18 protein-coding genes are annotated in these 19,534 nt (G+C 68.3%); 8 read left to right on the top strand and 10 right to left on the bottom strand.

Going from position 1 to position 19,534, the window contains the following annotated elements; genetic code table 11:
- Positions 1-242 precede the first annotated feature (242 nt).
- Positions 243-2,180 carry a collagenase gene (locus CFB45_RS33930; protein WP_089430103.1) on the top strand — a complete coding sequence of 646 codons (1,938 nt, stop codon included), beginning with the start codon at positions 243-245 and terminating at the stop codon, positions 2,178-2,180.
- A 111-nt stretch (positions 2,181-2,291) separates the two neighbouring features.
- On the opposite strand, the gene CFB45_RS39685 is transcribed toward CFB45_RS33930, so the two are convergent.
- Together CFB45_RS39685 and CFB45_RS33935 are read right to left on the bottom strand one after the other, a co-directional pair.
- Positions 2,292-2,426 (bottom strand): hypothetical protein, encoded by a 135-nt coding sequence (locus CFB45_RS39685; protein WP_256978527.1) that lies wholly within the window; start codon positions 2,424-2,426, stop codon positions 2,292-2,294.
- Between the two features lie 108 nt (positions 2,427-2,534).
- On the bottom strand, positions 2,535-3,206 hold the full coding sequence (locus tag CFB45_RS33935) for a TetR family transcriptional regulator (protein WP_089429496.1): 672 nt from the start codon (positions 3,204-3,206) through the stop codon (positions 2,535-2,537).
- Between the two features lie 94 nt (positions 3,207-3,300).
- Between CFB45_RS33935 and CFB45_RS33940 the strand changes: the two genes are divergently transcribed.
- The gene (locus CFB45_RS33940; protein WP_089429497.1) at positions 3,301-4,131 is read left to right on the top strand and encodes an NAD(P)H-binding protein; all 831 of its coding nucleotides are present in this window, start codon (positions 3,301-3,303) and stop codon (positions 4,129-4,131) included.
- Complete coding sequence (locus CFB45_RS33945; protein WP_089430104.1) at positions 4,128-4,613, top strand: anthrone oxygenase family protein; 486 nt, start codon at positions 4,128-4,130, stop codon at positions 4,611-4,613. The genes CFB45_RS33940 and CFB45_RS33945 overlap by 4 nt, the downstream gene beginning before the upstream one ends.
- A gap of 75 nt (positions 4,614-4,688) precedes the next feature.
- Here CFB45_RS33945 and CFB45_RS33950 read toward each other — a convergent pair whose 3' ends face one another.
- Positions 4,689-5,489 carry an AraC family transcriptional regulator gene (locus CFB45_RS33950; RefSeq protein WP_089429498.1) on the bottom strand — a complete coding sequence of 267 codons (801 nt, stop codon included), beginning with the start codon at positions 5,487-5,489 and terminating at the stop codon, positions 4,689-4,691.
- 90 nt (positions 5,490-5,579) lie between these two features.
- Between CFB45_RS33950 and CFB45_RS33955 the strand changes: the two genes are divergently transcribed.
- Together CFB45_RS33955 and CFB45_RS33960 are read left to right on the top strand one after the other, a co-directional pair.
- Positions 5,580-6,488: a DMT family transporter gene (locus CFB45_RS33955; protein ID WP_089429499.1), complete on the top strand. Its 909-nt coding sequence runs from the start codon at positions 5,580-5,582 to the stop codon at positions 6,486-6,488.
- A 26-nt stretch (positions 6,489-6,514) separates the two neighbouring features.
- Positions 6,515-7,462: an ATP-binding protein gene (locus CFB45_RS33960; protein ID WP_373558437.1), complete on the top strand. Its 948-nt coding sequence runs from the start codon at positions 6,515-6,517 to the stop codon at positions 7,460-7,462.
- Positions 7,463-7,470: 8 nt separating this feature from the next.
- On the opposite strand, the gene CFB45_RS33965 is transcribed toward CFB45_RS33960, so the two are convergent.
- A complete protein-coding gene (locus CFB45_RS33965) occupies positions 7,471-8,337 on the bottom strand; it encodes a DUF2071 domain-containing protein (RefSeq protein WP_089429501.1) in 867 nt (288 codons plus the stop codon).
- Between the two features lie 220 nt (positions 8,338-8,557).
- Positions 8,558-9,238, bottom strand: a complete 681-nt coding sequence (deoC, locus tag CFB45_RS33970) for a deoxyribose-phosphate aldolase (RefSeq protein ID WP_089429502.1) — start codon at positions 9,236-9,238, stop codon at positions 8,558-8,560.
- 146 nt (positions 9,239-9,384) lie between these two features.
- Here deoC and deoR point away from each other — a divergent pair, with 146 nt between their 5' ends.
- Positions 9,385-10,155, top strand: coding sequence for a DNA-binding transcriptional repressor DeoR (gene deoR, locus CFB45_RS33975; protein WP_089429503.1), 771 nt, complete (start codon positions 9,385-9,387; stop codon positions 10,153-10,155).
- Between the two features lie 22 nt (positions 10,156-10,177).
- Here the strand turns inward: deoR and CFB45_RS33980 are convergent, their stop codons facing one another.
- Genes CFB45_RS33980 through rbsK form a run of 3 tightly spaced genes read right to left on the bottom strand, consistent with a single transcriptional unit; the run spans position 10,178 to position 13,574 of the window.
- On the bottom strand, positions 10,178-11,230 hold the full coding sequence (locus tag CFB45_RS33980) for an aldose 1-epimerase family protein (RefSeq protein ID WP_089429504.1): 1,053 nt from the start codon (positions 11,228-11,230) through the stop codon (positions 10,178-10,180).
- 2 nt (positions 11,231-11,232) lie between these two features.
- A complete protein-coding gene (gene fucP / locus CFB45_RS33985) occupies positions 11,233-12,606 on the bottom strand; it encodes an L-fucose:H+ symporter permease (RefSeq protein WP_089429505.1) in 1,374 nt (457 codons plus the stop codon).
- 41 nt (positions 12,607-12,647) lie between these two features.
- Positions 12,648-13,574, bottom strand: a complete 927-nt coding sequence (gene rbsK / locus CFB45_RS33990) for a ribokinase (protein WP_089429506.1) — start codon at positions 13,572-13,574, stop codon at positions 12,648-12,650.
- 812 nt (positions 13,575-14,386) lie between these two features.
- On the opposite strand from rbsK, the gene CFB45_RS33995 reads away from it, so the two are divergent.
- Positions 14,387-15,064 (top strand): heavy metal response regulator transcription factor, encoded by a 678-nt coding sequence (locus CFB45_RS33995; protein WP_027786146.1) that lies wholly within the window; start codon positions 14,387-14,389, stop codon positions 15,062-15,064.
- A complete protein-coding gene (locus CFB45_RS34000; protein ID WP_089429507.1) occupies positions 15,061-16,521 on the top strand; it encodes a heavy metal sensor histidine kinase in 1,461 nt (486 codons plus the stop codon). Before CFB45_RS33995 ends, CFB45_RS34000 begins: the two co-directional genes overlap by 4 nt.
- Here CFB45_RS34000 and CFB45_RS34005 read toward each other — a convergent pair.
- Together CFB45_RS34005 and CFB45_RS34010 are read right to left on the bottom strand one after the other, a co-directional pair.
- Complete coding sequence (locus CFB45_RS34005) at positions 16,499-18,058, bottom strand: efflux transporter outer membrane subunit (protein WP_089429508.1); 1,560 nt, start codon at positions 18,056-18,058, stop codon at positions 16,499-16,501. The two genes, CFB45_RS34000 and CFB45_RS34005, sit on opposite strands and share 23 nt — an antisense overlap.
- A 31-nt stretch (positions 18,059-18,089) precedes the next feature.
- Positions 18,090-19,505, bottom strand: a complete 1,416-nt coding sequence (locus CFB45_RS34010) for an efflux RND transporter periplasmic adaptor subunit (protein ID WP_089429509.1) — start codon at positions 19,503-19,505, stop codon at positions 18,090-18,092.
- Positions 19,506-19,534: the final 29 nt, after the last annotated feature.

Raw genomic sequence — 19,534 nt, forward strand, 5'->3', positions numbered from 1 at the left:
GGTGGTGAGTCGTGCCGGATGGTGTAATTCATCCGGTGCGGTTCGCCATCCGCGTTTTTCATTGATGGAAGCGGCTCGCCGAATACTGTCCGCTGGTTGAATTATTTCGAAAATCGATTTTAATCGTTAAATAGTTAAGTCAGTTAACTTGGAGTTATCTTTCATATCGATTAAATTGACGTTTCAATATGTAATGTTATATCGTGATTGCCCAAAAACAACCGAGAGAAAATAAAGTGGCAATAAACGAGGGGTTTCAAAAAAAATGCCGCTGGTCGGCCATCGTCGCGTGGTCGGTATTCGCCGGACTGGCAGGCGCCGCATCGGCCAATACCGAGCCGGCGCAGCAGACGCAACCCAGGCAGGCGCGCATGCCTCGCGTGCCGCAGAATCTGCCGGTGTCGCCCGAGCAGGCGCAGTACAACCTGCCGCTCAGCGAGCAGGATCGCGCGGCGCTGACCCGGCCCTCGCCGCTCAAGCAGCCGGCCACGCGCAGCAAGCGCAGCACGTCGGGCGCCGATTGCCGCGACATGTCGGTGATGACCCAGTATCGCGGCGCGGCACTCGCCGATTACATCGCGAATCTTCCCGATTACGAATGCCATTACGGCCTGTTCTCGGTCGATAAAGCGCAGGCTACGCAGATATTCAATGCCGAAAACGTGCACGCTGTCGCGGGTCGTTTCGTGCAGGAAATTTATCAATACGACGCGAGCAATTTGATCCTGGTCAATTTGCTGATTTATCTGCGTGCCGCTTATTACCAATATGATGTATCGGGCATTGCAAACCCGATTCCGAATCTCGCGGTGTCGCTGCGCCCGTATATCAGGCAAAGCCTGGAGGGCGATGCGCTCTATCGCGACAATTCGCGTGCGCCGAGCACCGCGAACGAGCTGATGAAGCTCATCACGAACATGCGGGACGAAGCGTACTACCTGCCGACGCTGAAGAACCGCATCGCGTCCTACACCGTGAGCGCGTCGAATCCGCAGGCAGCGGCGCCGCTGCTGCTGCGCAGTGCGGCGGGCGGCTTCACCGGCTTGCTCACGGTGTTCTTCTACGCGCACCAGCGCAGCGGCGCGCAACCGATGCTCGACAGCGATGCGACGCTCCCGGAGACGCTCAACCGCTTCGTCACCGCGAACCGCGCGAGCCTGTCGAACACGAGCGCCGCCTATCAGCTGGCCGACGCGGCGCGCGAGACGTTTCGCTTCCTCCGTTATCCGGCGCAGAAGCCGCGCGTGAAGAAAATGATCCAGGACATGCTCGCGTCGACGAGCATGACGGGCGCGGACAGCGACCTGTGGCTCGCGGCGGCGGAAGCGGTCGACTACGGCGATCCGGGCAACTGCGCGGACTACGGCACCTGCGACTACAAGAAGCGGCTGACCGACGCGGTGCTCTCGCATCGCTACGCATGCAATGCGGGCGTGCGCATTCTGGCGCAGGACATGACGCCGCAACAGCTGCAGTCGGTCTGCACGGCAGTCGCGCGGCAGGACGACTACTTCCACCGGATGATGAAGACCGGGCGCAAGCCGGTCGCGGGCGACCGCAACGACACGATCGAACTCGTCATTTTCGATGACTACGCGAACTATCGAAAATACGCGTCGGTGATCTACGGCATCAGCACCGACAACGGCGGCATGTACCTCGAGGGCGATCCGTCCGCGCCGGGCAATCAGGCGCGCTTCATCGCGCACGAGGCATCGTGGCTGCGGCCCGAGTTCAAGGTGTGGAATCTCGAGCACGAGTTCACGCACTATCTCGACGGCCGCTACGACATGGCGGGCGACTTCTCGGTGAGCACCGCGAAGCCGACCGTGTGGTGGATCGAAGGCGTCGCCGAGTATCTGTCGAGAAAGAACGACAACCCGGAGTCGATCGACGCGGTGCGCACGGGCACGTACCGGTTCTCTGACGTGCTCGGCACGCGCTACACGTCGAGCGACTACGTCACGCGCGCGTACCGGTGGGGCTACATGGCGACGCGCTTCATGTTCGAGCGCCATCGCGCGGACGTCGACACGATCGTGTCACGCTTCCGGGTGGGCGATTACGACGGGTACGCAAACCATGTCGCTTACATCGGCAATCGCTACGACACCGAGTTCGCCGACTGGGCGCGCAGCGCGACGACGGCGGGCGAGCCACCGGTGCCGGCGAAGCGCTGACCGGCACGGGCCGGCGCCGCGTGATCGGACGCCGGCCTTCGATCGTCACCCCCGCTCTGCCCGGGTGTGACGCGCCGGCCTGCACGAACGGTTGCGCTTCCCGGATGTCAGTCACGCGCCGTCGGCATCGCGCGCGTCTATCGCGCGCCTTTCTTCCATCGTCGGGTTCACGTTCACGCAGCTGGTGGTGCATTTGCCGCTGGTGATCGTCATGCTCTGGGCGCTTGCGAGCACGCTCAGCACCATCCGCCCGTCATGCCGTGACGAAGGTCGGGCTTGCTTGCCGCCGGCGGATTGCGTGTCCGGCAGGCGTGGTGTGAAGTCGGTGCGGGCCGCGTACTGCGTTGGACACGACTACGCGCCCAGCACCGACAGATCCCGCGGCAGCGCACGCTTGAACATCGCGAGAATCTGCTGCGCCGCCTTCGGCGGCAGCGTGATCGCATGGCGCACGGCCGCCGCGATCTGGATCATCATCAGCTCGGCGAATGTGCTCCGTTGCGCATGCGGAATATCGGGCGCCACTTCGCCCAGCGCATCCGCGAACAACCCCGCCAGGAATTCCCCGTCCGCCCGGTCGAGCGCCTGCAATGCGCGGTCGGCCTGCGTGGCGCGCCAGATGTCGCGCATCAGCGGCTCGTCGACGAACATCCGGTAGTAGCTGTCCGTGATGCGGGCGAGCGTGGCGTGCAGGTCGTCGAGCGTCTTCATCGTCGCGAGGTCGCGCCGCACGCAGACGTGGCCGGCTTCGTTGTAGCGCTCCGCGAGCGTGCCGATCACGGCCGCCTTGTCAGGGAAGTACTGGTACAGCGAGCCGAACGAGATGCCCGTGCGTTCGACGATGTCGCTCATCCGGAACGCATCGCAGCCTTTCTCGATCATCACTTCCGACGCGCACGCGAGGATGCGCTCGAACCGCTCGCGGCTGCGCTGCTGCGTCGGCACCAGCCGTGCGCGCGCCGGTGTATCCGCCGTGTCCGCCGTTGTTGCAGGCCCGTCGTTCTGCCCCGATTTTTGTCGGCCCATGCCGCCTCCGGAAAAACTTGACGTTGCTAATGCGAGAGTCTATCGTGTTTTCGAAACGCGAGACGCTCTCGTATTTTAGTCAAAGGAGACGGTCATGTCGGCACTTCCCATCCTCATCGTCGGCGGTTCGGGCAAGACGGGCGCCCGCGTCGATGCCCGGCTGCGTGCGCGCGGCATCGCGACCCGGCCCGTGTCGCGTACGTCGGCCGTCCGCTTCGACTGGACGGCGCCCGACACGTGGCCGGCCGCGCTCGACGGCGTATCGGCCGCGTACGTGACCTATCAGCCCGACCTGGCTGTCGAAGGCGCGGTGGATGCGATCGCCGCATTTGCACGCCTTGCGCGGGAAAGCGGTGTCGAGCGGGTCGTGCTGCTGTCCGGGCGCGGAGAGCCCCGCGCGCAGGCCGCCGAGGCCGCGCTGCAGGCGTCGGGCGTGGGTTGGGGCGTGGTGCGCGCGAGCTGGTTCAACCAGAACTTCTCCGAGGGCTACCTGATCGACGGCGTGCTGGCCGGTGAGGTCGCGCTGCCGGCCGGCGCGGTGCGCGAGCCGTTCGTCGATGCGGACGACATCGCCGATGTAGCGGTGGCCGCGCTCACCGATGAGCGCTTTGCGAACCGCGTGATCGAGGTCACGGGGCCGCGCGCGCTGACGTTCGCCGAAGCGGTCGGCGAAATCGCACGGGCTGCCGGCCGGCCGGTCGTCTATCGCGAGATTCCGGCCGATGCGTTCGTCGCCGGATTGCGCGAGGCGGGCGTGCCGGAGCCGGTCGTCGCGTTGCTCGACGATCTGTTCAGCGTGGTGCTCGACGGGCGCAACAGCGCGGTGACACACGGTATCGAAGCGACGCTCGGGCGGCCGGCGCGCGATTTCGCCGACTATGCGCGCGCGACGGCCGCCACCGGCGTGTGGCGCGCACGATCATGATCGCGTTCGCGACCGCCGCGTTGCTGTGGGGCTCGGCCATCGGCTGCGGGATGATGGCCGGCGTGTATTTCGCGTTCTCGACGTTCGTGATGACGTCGCTCGGACGGATCGCGCCGCAGGCCGGCGTGGCCGCGATGAACGCGATCAACGTCGACATCGTGCGCTCGCCGTTCATGCCGCTGTTCCTCGTCACGACGCTGATGGCGCTTGCCCTAGTCGTGCTCGCGCTGTTCGATCGCGAGCAGCCGGGCGCGATGCTGGCGGTCGCGGGCGGCGTGCTGTACGTGTTCGGGATGTTCGCGGTGACGATGGCCGTCAACGTGCCGCTCAACGATGCGCTCGCCGCGGCCGATCCGTCGACCGCGCAGGGCGCGGCGCTGTGGACGCGTTACCTGCACGACTGGACGATGTGGAATCACGTGCGCACGGTGGCGTCGGCCGCCGCGTGCGTGTTTTTCATCGCGGGGATCGCGGCGCGCTAGCGGGGGGCGTCATGCGGTGGGCGCGGCCTGTGCGGGCAACCGGCATTCGTCGAGCGTGCCGCACAAGAACCCGCCCTACGCATAAAACGCCGACGGCGACACGCCGAAATGCCGCTTGAACATCGCGGAGAACGCGCTCTGGCTGCTGTAGCCGTGATCCATCGCGACGGTCAGCACCTTCTCGCCGTGCGCGAGGCGCTTGAGCGCGAGCAGCAGCCGCGCCTGTTCGCGCCAGCGGCGGAAGCTGAGCCCCGTCTCGCGGCGGAACGCGCGATGGAGCGTGCGGACCGACAGCCCGAGCCGGTCGGCCCATTCGGCGATCGTGCGCAGGTCGTCGGGCGCGGCGACGAGCGCGTCGCAGATCGTGCGCAGGCGCGGGTCGTGCGGCCACGGCAGGTACAGCGGCAGCAGCGGCGCGACCGTCACCTCGGCGAGCAGCAGGTGCATCAGGTGATCGTGGCGCGAGCCCGGCGCATAGTCGAGCGGCACGTCCACCGCGGCGAGGATCAGCTCGCGCAGCAGCGGATGCACTTCCACGACGCAGCTCCGCGCAGGCAGGTGCTCGACCGCGCCCGGCTCGACGAACACGGTGCGCATCTGCACGTCGCCGCTCATCTGCACCGTGTGGTCGAGACCGGCTTCGAGCCACACGCCGCGCGTCGGCGGCACGACCCACGACGCGCCTTCGGACTGCACGTGCATCACGCCCTCGATCGCATAGAGCAGCTGCGCGCGGCGATGCCGGTGCGGCGCGATCGACGTGCCGTGCGCGTACGTCGCCGCCATCGCCGAGACGGGCATCGGCGTCGATTCGAAGCGCAGGTGGGCACCGGGCGGGGTGGACTCGAGTGTCCGATTGGCGACAAGTCGTGACATTTTGGCGTGAGACAGGCAGGTGGACGGGCGGGCACGATGGCGTTCCCATCCACGCCAACCCCCTGCCAGGATATTAATCCGTCGAATGCGATGAACAAGTCTCCTTTTCTGTTTCCCTTCTGCGCGATCGCGCTGTGGGCCGGCAACGTGGTCGTGTCGAAGCTGTCGGCGTCGACGATCGACCCGTCGGCGATCACCTTCTACCGGCTGCTGCTCGCCGTCGCGCTGATGAGCGTGTTCACGCTGCGCCCCGCGTGGCGCAATCGCGCGGCGCTCGTCGCGCACCTGCCGAAGCTCGCGGTGCTCGGCTTTCTCGCGATGGCGCTGTTCCAGAGCCTGTCCTACGAGGCCGCGAAATCGACCAGCGCGACCAACATGGCGATCATTACGGCGCTCGTGCCGCTGATGACGATGGCGCTCAGCTCGCTGCTGCTCGGTGATCCGCCCAGCGTGGGCATGATCGGCGGCGGGGTGCTGTCGCTCGCGGGCGTCGTCTACCTGATTGCCGAGGGGCACCCGACGACGATCGCCGCGCGCGGCGTGCATACGGGCGACCTGCTGATGCTGGCCGCGTCGGCCGCCTATGCGCTGTACGGTGTGCTGCTCAAGCGCTGGCGCATCGGTGCGCTGCCGGCGTGGCAGTCCACCTACGTGCAGGCGCTTGCCGCGCTCGTCTTCATGGTGCCGATGCTGCTGCGCTTGCCCGCGCAGGCGGCGTGGCCGACGCGTGCGAGCGTGCCGCTGATCCTGTATGCCGGCGTGCTGGCGTCGGTCGTGCTGCCGTATCTGTGGATGCAGGGCGTGCGGCTGCTCGGCCCGAGCCGTTGCGCGATGTTCATGAACCTGCTGCCGGTGATGACCGCCGGCGGCGCGATCGTGCTGCTCGGCGAATCGCTGAAGCTGTATCACCTGATCGGCGGCGGCGTGGCGCTCGTCGGCGTGGCGATCGCGCAGCGGTTTCCGTTCCAGGCGAGCGCTTCGCAGGGCGTGCGGCAATGAGCGGCGACCGCGATATGCAGCACCTGATGGCCGCGCTGCCGGACGCGCTTGCATCCGTGGAGGGCCCGGCGCTCGCGCATCAGCTCGAACGGATCGCAGCCGCGCTCGAAGCGCTGGCAGGCAGCGGCCAGCCAGCGCCCGTCGACTTCGACGCGGCCGTTGCATTCCGCTGGCGCGGCTTCGACGGCGGGCCGCGAGCGGCGCCGCTCGAACCGGTCGCGGCACCCGCGCTCATCGCGTTCGATGCGCTGCGCAACGTCGAGCGACAGATGTCGATCGTCGAACGGAACACGCGGCAGTTCGTGCGCGGCTTCGCGGCGAATCACGTGCTGTTGACCGGCGCGCGCGGCACCGGGAAGTCGTCGATCGTGAAGGCGTGCCTGCATGCGTTCGCGCCGCACGGGCTGCGGCTGATCGAGGTCGGCAAGGAGCAGTTGAGCGACCTGCCGGCGATCGTCGATCTGGTGCGTGCGCGGCCGGAACGATACATCGTGTTCTGCGACGACCTGTCGTTCGAGGCGGGCGAGACCGGCTACAAGGAACTGAAGACGGTGCTCGACGGCTCGGTCGCGAGCGACCTGTCGAACGTGCTCGTGTACGCGACGTCGAATCGCCGCCACCTGATGCCCGAGCAGGCGAGCGACAATGCGAACGTGTCGCGTGCGGAGAACGGCGAGCTGCATCCGGGCGACGCGGTGGAGGAGAAGATTTCGTTGTCCGAGCGATTCGGGATCTGGGTGACGTTTTACGGGTTCACGCAGGACGCATATCTGGCGGTGGTCGACAGCCGGCTGAGCGAAGCCGGGTTCGATACGGAGCAGATTCGCGCGGCGCGCGAACCGGCGCTGCGGTGGGCGCTGGAACGCGGTGCGCGGTCGGGGCGGATTGCCGTGCAGTTCGTGCGGGATTACATCGGGCGGATGGCGGACGAAAGTGACGCGGAGGAAAGCGCCCGCGCGTTGCGAGCGGGCTGAGCAGGGCGTTACAACACCCGCTCCGACAACACCCTGAACGCGACGTCCGGCACGACGAAGCACATCGGCTCGCCGGTCGCGCCGATGCGCGCGAGGAATTCGCCGCCGCCCACCGGTTCGACCGGTTTCAGCGGCCGAACCGCGTCGACATCGATCGGCAGCTCGATCGACGCATGCGCGAGGCGGTCGCAGTCCGCGACATGCGCGACGGCCGCGTGCTGCAGCGACAGGTAAGCGACGGCGTCGCGCCAGCTTTCGAAGAACGGCGCGAACGCCTCGGGCAGCGTGGCGTCATCCGACATCGCCGCCGAGCAATGGAAATCCGGCGCGCTTCCGCTGCCGCCCGACAGCCGCGTCCGATACCGTCCATCTTGTTCGGCATGCGTGAAGCGTTCGGCGAGATGCGACGGCAGCGCGTCGCTGAAGAGTCGGCTGCCGAGTGCATAGAGCGGATGGTCAAACACGTTCTTGACGAACAGCACCGTGCGATCGGCCGGCACACCACCCGGCAGCGCATCGACGTAAAGCCGCCAGTTGCTTTGCAACGGCGACGGGAACACGCGTCGCAGCGGGCCCGCGATACGCGGGCCGAAATGGCGGTGCGCATAGGTGAGGATCGTGAACGGCGTGCGGCCGTCGCGGCTCGCGAGCGTGACGCCGCGCGGCACCAGACGCGCGACCGCCGCAACATCGACGAGCCACGTGCAGTACACGACGTTCTCGACCTCGCTCGCGAGCTGCAGGAACGGCAGGCGCGACAGCAGCGCGCGGCGTGTGCGCAGCAGCGGGCGACTCGCGACGAGCCGGTTGACGAGGCGGCCGACGGGGCCGGCGGACGGGGAAACGAAGGCGTTGTCCTGGAGCATGAGCGGCATTGTGCCGATGTCGCGGGGCGGGTGGAAGAGGCGTTGCGGTGCCCCTGTCGAAACTGTCAGGGCATGTCGCTCGCGAGCAGGATGCCGGGGATTTCAAGCAGGCGGAGAGCGCTCTCGTCGGATGGACGCAGGCGCCGCGCGCAAGCCGGCGCATAGGCGCGAAGCCTGGCGTCGTGCCCGCGTCCGCGTCCGCCAATCCGTCGGCGGCCTGCAGCATCGGTCAATACCCCGACCCACTCCCGCCCTGATCCGTCACGATCGCCACCCCCGAGCTCGTGCCGAGCCGCGTCGCGCCGGCCTCGATCATCGCCAGCGCGGCCGCGCGGTCGCGCACGCCACCCGACGCCTTCACGCCGAGCACGGGGCCGACCGTGCGGCGCATCAGCGCGACATCCGCGAGCGTCGCGCCGCCGTGGCCGAACCCGGTCGACGTCTTCACGAACGCGACGCCGAGATCGCGGCACATCTCGCACACGCGCACCTTCTCGTCGTCGGTCAGCAGCCCCGTTTCGAGGATCACCTTGAGCGGCACCGCGCCGCATGCCTGGTGCACGGTGTCGATGTCGGCCTTCACGTCGTCGGCGCGGCCGCTCTTCAGCGCGCCGATGTTGATCACCATGTCGATCTCGCCGGCGCCCGCCGCGATCGCGGCGGTGGCTTCGAACGCCTTGGCGGCCGACAGCCCGGCACCGAGCGGAAAGCCGACCACCGCACAGACGAGCACGCCGGTATCGGCCAGCTCGCGCGCGGCGAGCGGCACGTTCGCCGAATTCACGCAGACCGAGTAAAAGCGATGCTCGGCCGCCTGGCGGCAGAGTTCGCGGATCTGCGCGTCGCTCGCGTCGGGCGCGAGCAGCGTGTGATCGATGGTTTGAGCGAGTTGGGCGTTGGAAAGCGGCATGTTTCAGGACTCCACGGAGCGTGTGCCGGGAGGGCACACGTAAAGTTGATGTTTTCACATCGGTTTGTTACAAATACGACATTCCGGCCGGGCCCGCGCGCCCGGCACGACGAGCGACGGATGCAGCGGGCACGCAGGATACTGGCATGGAAACGAAGAAAGGCGAACGGATCAAGACATTGATGAACGTGCTGCAAGGGCAGAACGCGATTCATCTGAAGGAAGTGGCCGAGCTGTTCGGTGTGTCCGAGATGACGATCCGCCGCGATCTCGCGGACAACCCGCACGGCCTGAGCCTGATCGGCGGCTACGTGACGCGCCACTTCGCCGCGCAGCGCAGCGACATCGGCGAGTACGTGGTCAGCACCGAGAACGACCGGCAGACCGAGGAGAAGCGCCGCATCGGCAAGCTGGCCGCGCAGTTCGTGACGACCGGCGACACGATCTTCGTCGACTGCGGCTCGACCACGCCGTTCATCGTCGACTTCATTCCGGACGACCTCGAATTCACCGCGGTCTGCAATTCGCTGAACGTGTTCGCGAAGCTGCAGCAGAAGCCGCATTGCAGCGTGATCCTGTGCGGCGGCGTGTACCACCGCAAGAACATGGTGTTCGAGTCGGTAGCCGAGACGGGCATCCTCGACACGGTGCGCGTGTCGAAGGCATTCATCTCCGCCGCCGGCGTGAGCGACCGATGTGGCGTGACCTGCTTCAACTTCCACGAAGTCGACGCGAAGAAGAAGGTGATGGCGCGTGCGCAGAACCGCTTCCTGCTCGTCGACCACACGAAGTTCGACGAAGTGCGCGCGGCCTACTTCGCCGAGCTGACCGACTTCAACTACGTGATCTCGGACGGGCAACTGAGCCGCCGCTACGAAACGGCGATCCGCGAACACGGGATCGCGCTCGTGACCTGACGCCGCGCGGCCGCGCATCGCTTCACGCATGGCGGGCTTCCGCCGCGCTCAGGTAGCCGGTGACGACTTCGAAGCGGCGCGTCGCGCCCGGCGCGAGCGCCGCCACATGGCCCTTGCGGCGTTCGGCTTCATACCCCTCCGGCTCGCAGGTCGACGGCAGCGCGAACGCGGCGACCTGCTGGTCCGCGTTGTGCATGATCCAGCGCGTCGCATGCGGGAATTGCTCGGGGCGGTACGCGGTGTGGAAGGCGCCGCCATCCGGATGTTCGAGCAGGAAATGCGCGAGCCCGTCTGCATCCGTTTCCGCACCGTTCATGAAGAACACGATCTCCGGGTCGTACAGCGCGGGCGCATCGAGCGTGTGAAGCCGTTCCGGCTCGTGCGCGAGCGTGGCCGTGTAGTCGCGCCATGCGGCGGTCGGCTTGACGTGCGCGGGCACGCTGTCGCGCAATCGCAACCCGCCTCGAGGCAACGCCTGCACGAAGCGACCGCCCGGCACGTACGCATAGTTCAGGTGCGCCATGTACATCAGGTCCATCGGCACGCCGCCGAGATTCGTCACGTCCATCGCGATCGTCATCTGCGCGTCGTGCTCGGCGAGCCGCACCGACGGGCGCGCCATGTAGTGGCTGCCGAAACCCTGCACGTATTCGTATTCACCGGTCACTTCGACGAACGCGCCGCGCGCATCCGTGCCGACGACGACGCTCGCGCGATCCATCGACGCGCACGGCATCTCGCCGTGCAGCGCATGCGTATCGTCCGGCCCCGGGCAGCCGTTGCGCAGCAGCCCGCTGTGGAACATGAAGCAACCGTAGGTATCGATGATCGACGCCGCGCGCTTCGGCTGCCGGAACATGTGCTTCATCGTCAGGTCGCGGCCGTCGAACGCGGCGGCCCAGATCATCTGGCCGAGATACGGCAGCACGACGAGGTGGCCGCGACGGTTCTCGAGCGTCAGCGCCTCGACGCCGGAGGGATACGCGAACGCGGTGACGGTGAGCCCGTCGGTGCGGTACAGCGTGCGCGGCGTGTCGCGGCAGTCGTCGCGGCGCAGTTCGATTTCGCCTCGCATGCTCAGGCTCCCGACGTGTTGCGCGTGGCGGCGTAGCGCGCGGGCGCGTTGCCGTCGGCGGCTGCGTCGGGCGTCGCGGCCGGCAGGTGGCGCAGGCAGTAGAAGCCGTAGTAGACGATCACGACGAAGCACGCGAGCGGCACGACGAACGCGAGCTGCATGTTGCCGCCCGTGTGATCGGAGATCAGCCCCTGGATCAGCGGCACGACCGCGCCGCCGACGATGCTCATCACGAGGATCGAGCCGCCGTATTCGGTGTCCTTGCCGAGCCCGTCGATCGTGAGGCCGTAGATCGTCGGCCAGCACGGGCCGAGGAACACGCTCACGCCCACGGCCGCATAGACGGCCGTGATGTCGTGCACGCTGATCGTGTACGCGAGCAGCGCGATGCACAGGATGCCGTAGACGATCAGCACCTTGGCCGGCCCGACGCGCTTCATCACGAGCGTGGCGACCAGCTTGCCGACGAAGAAGGCGAAGAACGTGGCGAGCAGGTAGTGCGACGCACCGCGCTCGGTGAGGCCGCCGATCTGCATCGCGAGCCGGATCGTGAAGCTCCACACGCCGACCTGCGCGCCGACATACAGGAACTGCGCGACGACGCCCGCGACGAAGCGCCGGTTGCCGAACAGGCGCGCGAGCGTGCCGCGCGCGTCGATCCGGTGCGTGGCCACGCTCGGGCCGTTGCCCTTGCAGGCCGGGTAGGGCGTGAGCGCGAACACGATGAACACGGCCACGAGCACGACGATCAGCCACTTGTACGGCTCGAGCGTGGCCTGGATCATCGCGAGCTGGTGCACGTGCGCGTCGGCGGCCGACATCGCGGCGAGCTGCGCATGCGACGCATCGCCTTCCTTGAAGATCAGGAAGCTGCCCATGTACACGCCGGCCATCGCGCCGAACGGATAGAACGTCTGCGAGATGTTCAGCCGCCGCGTGCTGGTTGCGCGCGGGCCCATCAGCGTCGAATACGAGTTCGATGCGGTTTCGAGGAACGACAGGCCGGCCGCGATCACGAACAGCGCGACGAGGAACATCCCGTACTTCGCCATCGATGCTGCGGGGAAGAACAGCAGGCAGCCGGTCGTGTAGAGCAGCAGGCCGACGAGGATCGTCGTCTTGTAGCTGAACTTCTTCACGACGGTCGCGGCCGGAATCGCGAGGAAGAAGTAGCCGAGATAGAACGCGGACTGCACGAATGCCGATTCGAAATCGGACAGGAAGAACGACTTCTTGAATTGCGCGATCAGCACGTCGTTCAGGTTCGCGGCGGTGCCCCACAGCGCGAACAGGCAGCACAGCAGCGTGAACGCGAAGAGCGGCGTGCGGTTCAGGTAATAGCCGTCGGGGGTGTGTTCGATCCTGGCTCGGCTCATGGGTGTCTCCTTCCCAATTGTCTCGTCGATGAAGGCGCCGCTTACATGCCGGCGTCGCGGAGGAAGCGTTCGAACGTCGCGGTGTCGGCGTACGACTTCTGCGTGCCGAGGCCCGTGACCGAATGCGCGGCATACGCGGACGCGTAACGCATCGCATCGAGTGCGTTGCGCGACGCGGCATAGCAGCGCGCGAAGCAGCCGATGTACGCATCGCCGGCGCCCGTCGTGTCGCGTGCGTCGACCGGCACGCCCGGCACATGCCGCACGCCGTCGCGCGATACCAGCAGCGAACCGTTGCTGCCGAGCGTGACGAGCACGTGCTTGAGCCCGCGCGCGACCAGCGCTTCGGCGGCACGCGCCGCGCTGTCGCGCGAATCGACCGGCATGCCGGACACGATCGCGAGCTCGGTTTCGTTCGGCACGAAGAATTCGACGGTGCGGATCCGCTCGAAATCGAGATCGGCCACCGCGGGCGCGGGGTTCAGCAGCACCGGAATGCCGTGCCGCGCGCCGAATGCGATCGCGTGATAGACGGTGTCGAGTTCGATCTCAAGCTGCAGCACGATCAGCGCGCATGCGGCGAGCTGCGGCGCGGCCGCGTCGATGTCGGCCGGCGTCAGGTGGCGGTTCGCGCCCTTGACGATCAGGATGCTGTTGCTCGAATCGGGTTCGACGAAGATCGGCGCGACGCCGCTCGGCACGCCGGCGACCTTGCGCACGTGCGTGGTGTCGATGCCTTCGCGCTCGAAGTTGCGGATCGTGTTGTCGGCGAAGACGTCGTCGCCGACCTTCGTGACCATCACGACGCGCGCGCCGAGGCGGGCGGCCGCGACGGCCTGGTTCGCCCCCTTGCCGCCGCAGCCGAGCTCGAAGTTCGGTGCTTCGAGCGTTTCGCCCCGGGCGGGCATGCGTGCGACGTAGGTCACGAGATCGACCATGTTGCTGCCGATGACGGCGATTGTCTCCATCTGCGTCTCTTCCTTGGTATGGGGTGCGCCGCGCGCGTGGTGGGCGGCGGCGTGCGACAGGTGGTAATAAAATCACATAAAATGTGAGAATGCAATCATGTGATGTTCGAAGGGTTACTTTTGTCGGGGCGCAGCTGTGCCGGCATGTGCTATCGATGCCGCCTGATGCAAGCCTTGATCCGGCCGGGCGGCGCTTTCGGCGCTGTTCCGATGCGCTCGTCCGGGCCGTGTCGAAACCGCTCGACGAAATGTCGCTCAGCAAGCTCGGCGTTGCTCAATGGGTGCGGCGTGCAGGCATGAGGGAATCCGAACGCAGCGGAAGGGGGCTGCCTCACCTTGCTGGGCGGCGGCCTGATGTGAACGGCGGTGCACCGGCTTCGGCAGGGCCCGCGCGCGCGAATCCGGACGCGACGGCCACGCGAATGGCCGGCACGTCGGCGACGATCCTCGACGCGTTCGATCCGACGTGCGGGTTCGCGCAGGCCGGCTCCAAATAACGGCGGCAGGGGCTCGGGAGGGCGCCTTTAAGTTCGGTTGCATACGCGTTCACGACGCGTGCGATGTGCGGACATCGCCGTCCGGGTCGTCCTCGGTACCCGTCGTCCGCACCGCGCCCGCGTGTGCCGAGCTGCCCGTCCCCTGAATACCGATCGGCGCCGCCAATGGGGATTCGGGGGTTCGCCACCGCTCGCCACGCTGACGGCCCGATTACCGTTTTGTCATCCACCCCGTTCCCGCTTGCACCGTACAGTGCGCCGTCGCCGTTTCCCGGTAACATCGCCGCATGTCACCACGACCGCGACGGAACCGCCATGCGCATCCTGATAGTTGAAGACGAGCCGAAGACGGGCGCCTACCTGAAGAAGGGCCTCGAGGAATCGGGGTTCAGCGTCGATCTCGCGAAGGACGGCGGCGAAGGGCTGACGCTCGCGCAGGAAGAGCGCTACGACGTGATCGTGCTCGACGTGATGCTGCCGGTGCTCGACGGCTGGGGCGTGCTGAAGCGGCTGCGCGACACGCATACGACGCCGGTGCTGTTCCTGACCGCGCGCGACGACGTGCAGGACCGCGTGCACGGCCTCGAGCTCGGCGCCGACGATTACCTGGTGAAGCCGTTCGCGTTCGTCGAGCTGCTCGCCCGCATCCGCACGCTCGCGCGGCGCGGGCCGCCGCGCGAAACCGAGCATCTCGCGGTGGGCGACCTCGAAATCGACGTCGTGCGCCGCCGCGTGAAGCGCGGCGCCACGCGGATCGACCTGACGCCGCGCGAATTCTCGCTGCTGCAGCTGCTCGCACGCCGGCAGGGCGAGGTGCTGAGCCGCACGCAGATCGCGTCCTACGTGTGGGACATGAATTTCGACAGCGATACCAACGTCGTCGAAGTCGCGATCCGGCGCCTGCGCGCGAAGATCGACGACGCATTCCCGGTGAAGCTGATCCACACGGTGCGCGGCGTCGGCTACGTGCTCGAGCCGAAGGACGACGCATGAGGTGGCCGCGTTCGCTGGCCGCGACGCTCGCCCTCGCGATTGCCGCGACCACGCTGGCCGCGTTCGGGCTCGTCGGCGTGTACGTGTACGCGAGCCTCGAGCGGCAGGTCAATACGCAGGACGACCTCGACATCGTGCTCGCCGCGCGCCATACGCGCCGGCTCGCGGGCGAGCTCGAATCGCTCGACGCGGTGCGCGCGCATACGGAGCGGCTCACGAGCCAGGTGCTCGGCAACGAGGCGCTGTCGATGGTCGTCACCGACGGGCAGGGCGACATGCTGGTGCGCCACAACGTCACGCTCGCCGCGCTCGACGACGCGCGGCCGGCCGCGTCGGCGCCGCTGGCCGACGCGCAGCTGGTTGCGCCGAATGCGGCGCCGATACCCGCGAACGACCGGATCACGGCCGATCGACTCGTCACATGGATCGCGGCGGGCGGCACGCCGATGCGCGGCGTCGTGATCGAAGCGTTGCTCGGCGACCGCACGCCGATTCACGTCGCGATCGCGCGCAACATGCGCGACCGGGCCGCGCTGCTCGACGGTTACCGCGACCGGCTCAAGCTTGCCGGCGGCCTCGGCGCGTTGTTCGCGCTGCTGCTCGGCTACGGGCTGATCCGCAGGGCACTCGAGCCGCTGCGCGAGATCGTCGACAACACCGGCCGGATCACGGTCGACAAGCTCGACACGCGGCTCGACGCGTCGCGCGCGCCGCGCGAGCTGCGGGCGCTCGTCGATGCGCAGAATGCGATGCTCGGCCGCCTGCAGCAGGCGTTCTCGCATCTGTCGCAATTCAGCGCCGATCTCGCGCACGACCTGCGGACGCCGCTGAACAACATGCGCGGCGCCACCGAAGTCGCGCTCGCGCGGCCGCGGCCGGCCGATGAATACCAGGCGCTGCTCGAATCGCATCTCGAGGAGTACGACCGGCTCGCGCGGATGATCGACAACGTGCTGTTTCTCGCGCGCGCCGAGCATCCGAGCTTCGTCACGCGGCAGCGGGCGTTCGACGTGCGCGACGAACTCGAACGCATCGCCGGGTATTTCGAGGGGCTCGCCGACGAAGCGGGCTCGACGCTGCGCGTCGAAGGGCAGGGCCGACTGACCGCCGACGTCGAGCTGTTTCGCCGCGCGATCGGCAACCTGCTCGCGAACGCGCTGCGTTACACCCCGGCCGGCGGTGTCATCACGCTCGCCGTCGACGAAACGCCGGATGCGGTGCGCGTCGTCGTCGCCAATCCCGGCGAGCCGATCGATCCCGCGCTGCTGCCGCGGATCTTCGACCGGTTCGTGCGCGGCGACCCGGCGCGCAGCGGCGGTGCGCCGGGCGGCACGGCCGGGCTCGGCCTCGCGATCGTGCGGTCGGTGATGGAACTGCACGGCGGGAACGCGCGCGTCGAAAGCGATGCGGCCGGAACGCGCTTCATGCTCACGTTCAGCCGGCCGTCGGCGTCGTAACGGCGGTATCGTGCGGCGCGGCGGCCGCGTCGCTTGCGATGCCCGTCTGCGTCTGTGCCGCCGCGCCGGGCGCCGGCTCCGCCTGCCAGCCACCGCCCAACGCCTTCAACAACCCGACCTCGGCCTCCATTCGCCGCGCGTCGATCTGGTCGGCCGTGCGCCGGTTCGTCAGCGCGATCGTCTGCGCGGTCACGACATCCAGGTAGCTGACGGCACCTGCGTTGAACCGGTTCGTCGTCAGCCGCAGCGACAGGTCGGCCGCGTCGGTCGCGCGCTGCTGGCTGCGTGCCTCCGACGCGAGCGCATCGAGCGACGACAACTGATCCTCGACCTGCTGGAACGCCACCAGCACGGTTTGCCGGTAATCGGCGACCGCGCCGTCGTATTGCGCATGCGCGCCGCGCAGCGACGCGCTGCGGCGGCCACCGTCGAACAGCGTGCCGGCGAGCTGCGGGCCGAGCGACCAGAACAGGCTCGGCGCGGCGAGCCACGGCGCAAAGAACGAACTTTCGAGCCCGGCGCTCGCCGACAGCACGAGGTCCGGAAAGAACGCCGCGCGCGCCTCGCCGATCCGCGCGTTCGCGGCCGCGACGCGGCGCTCGGCCGCCGCGATGTCGGGCCGCCGCTCGAGCAGTTGCGACGGCACGCCGGGCGGGATGGCCGGCACGTCGTACGACTGCACGCGCGGCGGTAGCGCGAACGTCGACGCGCTTTCGCCGACCAGCGTTGCAATCGCATGCTGGAGCTGCGCGCGCGATGCGTCGATGTCGGTGTCCTGCGTGCGCGTCGCCTCGAGTTGCGTGTCGGCCTGCGCGACCGCCGACGCGTCGATCGCACCGGCCGCGAGCTGCTGCTTCAGTAGCGTCAGTGCGTCCGCGTACGCGTGCACCGTGTCGTCGAGCAGTTGCTTCTGCGTGTCGAGCGAGCGCAGCGCGAAATAGTCGGTCGCCAGCTCGGCCGTCACCGACAGCTTCACGGCCTGCAGGTCGGCCGCGCTCGCGGCGGCGTTCGCCTGCGCGCCCGCCACCGCATCGCGCACGCGGCCGAATACGTCGGGCTCCCAGCTCGCGGCCACGCCGGCCTGATAGTCGGGCGTGGTCTTGCCGGCCAGCGACGAGCCGAGCCGGTTCTGCGACACGCGTGCGCGGCTTTGCGCGGCGCCCGCGGTGATCGTCGGCAGGAACCCCGCATGCTGGTAGTCGACCATCGCGCGGGCCTGCTGCAAATCGGCGAGTGCTTTCTTCACCGTCTGGTTCGATACGTCGACGCGCGCTTCGAGCGCGTTCAGGTCGGCGTCGCCGAACACGGTCCACCACGCGCCGCGCGCGGCGGCGTCGGCGGGCATCGCGACGTGCCAGCCGGCTTGCGCGGCCGGTGCGGTCGGTGCGGCCGGTGCGCCCGCGTAATGCGCCGGTACGGCGACCGCGGGCGGTGAATACGGCGGCAGCGTCGTGCAGGCGGTCAACGCGGCCAATGCCGCGGCGGCGCCGAGCGCGACGGCGCGGCGGGCGAACGGGAACGGATGAGCGAGGCGCATGGCGGATATCTCGTCAGGGGTCTTCGATAGGTCAGCCGCGTGCGGGCGCCGAGGCGGGTGTCGATGCGGCCGGCGCGGCCGGTGCTGCGCCGCTCGCGCGCATCGGCGGCACGCCGCCTGCACCGCTCGCGGGCGCGGGTTGCGCGCGTTGCGCGGACGAAGCGGCAACCGGTGCCGCCGCGTGCGCGATCGACACGATCTTCACGACTTCGCCGGCGGTGATCGCATCGCCCGGGTTGTCGATCACGCGATCGCCTGCCGCGAGCCCCGAGACGATCTCGACGCGTGTGCCGAAATCGCGCCCGATCTGCACGCGCTTGAGCGCGGTGCGTCCGTTCGCGGCGACGGTCGCCACCGTCACGCCGTCCGGCCGGAACAGCAGCGCGCTGACGGGCAGCTCGAACGCGGGCGCGGCGCTCGCGACGACGAGGTGCGCCTGCGCATACGCACCGGGCAGCAGCGCGCCGTCGGCGTTGTCGACGTCGATTTCGACGCGCAGCGTGCGCGTGACCGGATCGATCGCGCCGGCCGTGCGCGCGACGCGCGCGGCAAAGTGCCGCCCCGGATACTGCTGCGTGGTCAGGTAGACCGGCGTGCCGGTCGAGACGTCGGCTGCGCTGTCCTGCGGCACGTCGACGAATACGCGCAGCGTGCCGGTTTGCTCCAGATGGAACAGCTCGCCGGACAAGCCCGGACTGCCCGGCGTGCCGCCCGCGGTGACGAGCGTGCCGACGTCGACGTTGCGCGCGGTGATCACGCCGTCGAACGGCGCGCTGACCGCTTCGTACGACACCAGCTCGTTCAGGTGCGCGACGTTCGCCTGCGCGGATGCGAGCATCGCACGCTTCGCGTTCATGTCGGCCACCTTCGTGTCGGTGTCCTGCTGCGACACCGATTGCGACGTCAGCATGTCCTGCCAGCGCTGCGCGGTCGATTTCGCATAGTCGTAGTTCGCCTGCGCGGTGGCCGCGTCGGCGCGCGCCTGGCGCAACTGCGCATCGAGATCGGGCGCGGCGATCTGCGCGAGCGGCTGGCCGGCCTTCACGTGCGCGCCGAGATCCGCGCTCCAGTGCGCGATATAGCCGCTGGTGCGCGCATAGATCGACGCTTCCGCGAACGGCATCACCGAACCGGGCAGCGTCAGCGTCTGGTCGGCGGGTGCCGTGCCGGGCGCGATCACCGATACCGGCAGCGCCTGCTGCGCGGCCACCTGCGCGCGCTGCGCGGCGCGCGCATCGATGCGCGGCACGATACCGATCGCGAGCAGCACGGCGGCGAGCGCGACGGCGGCGAGCGGCACGGTCAGCCGGCGGCCGCGTCGGCGGTGCGGCGCATCGGGCGCCGCCTCGCGGGAGCCGGGCGGGACGGCCGCGCGTTCGATCGTGCTTCCGGCAGGGTGGGCCGCGTCGGCGGCCGGCGGGGCGAGGGGTTCGATCGAGTCGTTCATGATGGGGGCTCGAGGTTGGACGAATCGGA

The organism is Burkholderia sp. HI2500, assembly GCF_002223055.1.
Lineage (GTDB): Bacteria > Pseudomonadota > Gammaproteobacteria > Burkholderiales > Burkholderiaceae > Burkholderia.

Excerpts from the sequence above, each read along its gene's own strand:
- CFB45_RS39685 (WP_256978527.1), bottom strand. The coding sequence starts at position 2,426 with ATGGTGCTGAGCGTGCTCGCAAGCGCCCAGAGCATGACGATCACCAGC.
- CFB45_RS33935 (WP_089429496.1), bottom strand. The coding sequence starts at position 3,206 with ATGGGCCGACAAAAATCGGGGCAGAACGACGGGCCTGCAACAACGGCG.
- CFB45_RS33940 (WP_089429497.1), top strand. The coding sequence starts at position 3,301 with ATGTCGGCACTTCCCATCCTCATCGTCGGCGGTTCGGGCAAGACGGGC.
- CFB45_RS33945 (WP_089430104.1), top strand. The coding sequence starts at position 4,128 with ATGATCGCGTTCGCGACCGCCGCGTTGCTGTGGGGCTCGGCCATCGGC.
- CFB45_RS33950 (WP_089429498.1), bottom strand. The coding sequence starts at position 5,489 with ATGTCACGACTTGTCGCCAATCGGACACTCGAGTCCACCCCGCCCGGT.
- CFB45_RS33955 (WP_089429499.1), top strand. The coding sequence starts at position 5,580 with ATGAACAAGTCTCCTTTTCTGTTTCCCTTCTGCGCGATCGCGCTGTGG.
- CFB45_RS33960 (WP_373558437.1), top strand. The coding sequence starts at position 6,515 with ATGGCCGCGCTGCCGGACGCGCTTGCATCCGTGGAGGGCCCGGCGCTC.
- CFB45_RS33965 (WP_089429501.1), bottom strand. The coding sequence starts at position 8,337 with ATGCCGCTCATGCTCCAGGACAACGCCTTCGTTTCCCCGTCCGCCGGC.
- deoC (WP_089429502.1), bottom strand. The coding sequence starts at position 9,238 with ATGCCGCTTTCCAACGCCCAACTCGCTCAAACCATCGATCACACGCTG.
- deoR (WP_089429503.1), top strand. The coding sequence starts at position 9,385 with ATGGAAACGAAGAAAGGCGAACGGATCAAGACATTGATGAACGTGCTG.
- CFB45_RS33980 (WP_089429504.1), bottom strand. The coding sequence starts at position 11,230 with ATGCGAGGCGAAATCGAACTGCGCCGCGACGACTGCCGCGACACGCCG.
- fucP (WP_089429505.1), bottom strand. The coding sequence starts at position 12,606 with ATGAGCCGAGCCAGGATCGAACACACCCCCGACGGCTATTACCTGAAC.
- rbsK (WP_089429506.1), bottom strand. The coding sequence starts at position 13,574 with ATGGAGACAATCGCCGTCATCGGCAGCAACATGGTCGATCTCGTGACC.
- CFB45_RS33995 (WP_027786146.1), top strand. The coding sequence starts at position 14,387 with ATGCGCATCCTGATAGTTGAAGACGAGCCGAAGACGGGCGCCTACCTG.
- CFB45_RS34000 (WP_089429507.1), top strand. The coding sequence starts at position 15,061 with ATGAGGTGGCCGCGTTCGCTGGCCGCGACGCTCGCCCTCGCGATTGCC.
- CFB45_RS34005 (WP_089429508.1), bottom strand. The coding sequence starts at position 18,058 with ATGCGCCTCGCTCATCCGTTCCCGTTCGCCCGCCGCGCCGTCGCGCTC.
- CFB45_RS34010 (WP_089429509.1), bottom strand. The coding sequence starts at position 19,505 with ATGAACGACTCGATCGAACCCCTCGCCCCGCCGGCCGCCGACGCGGCC.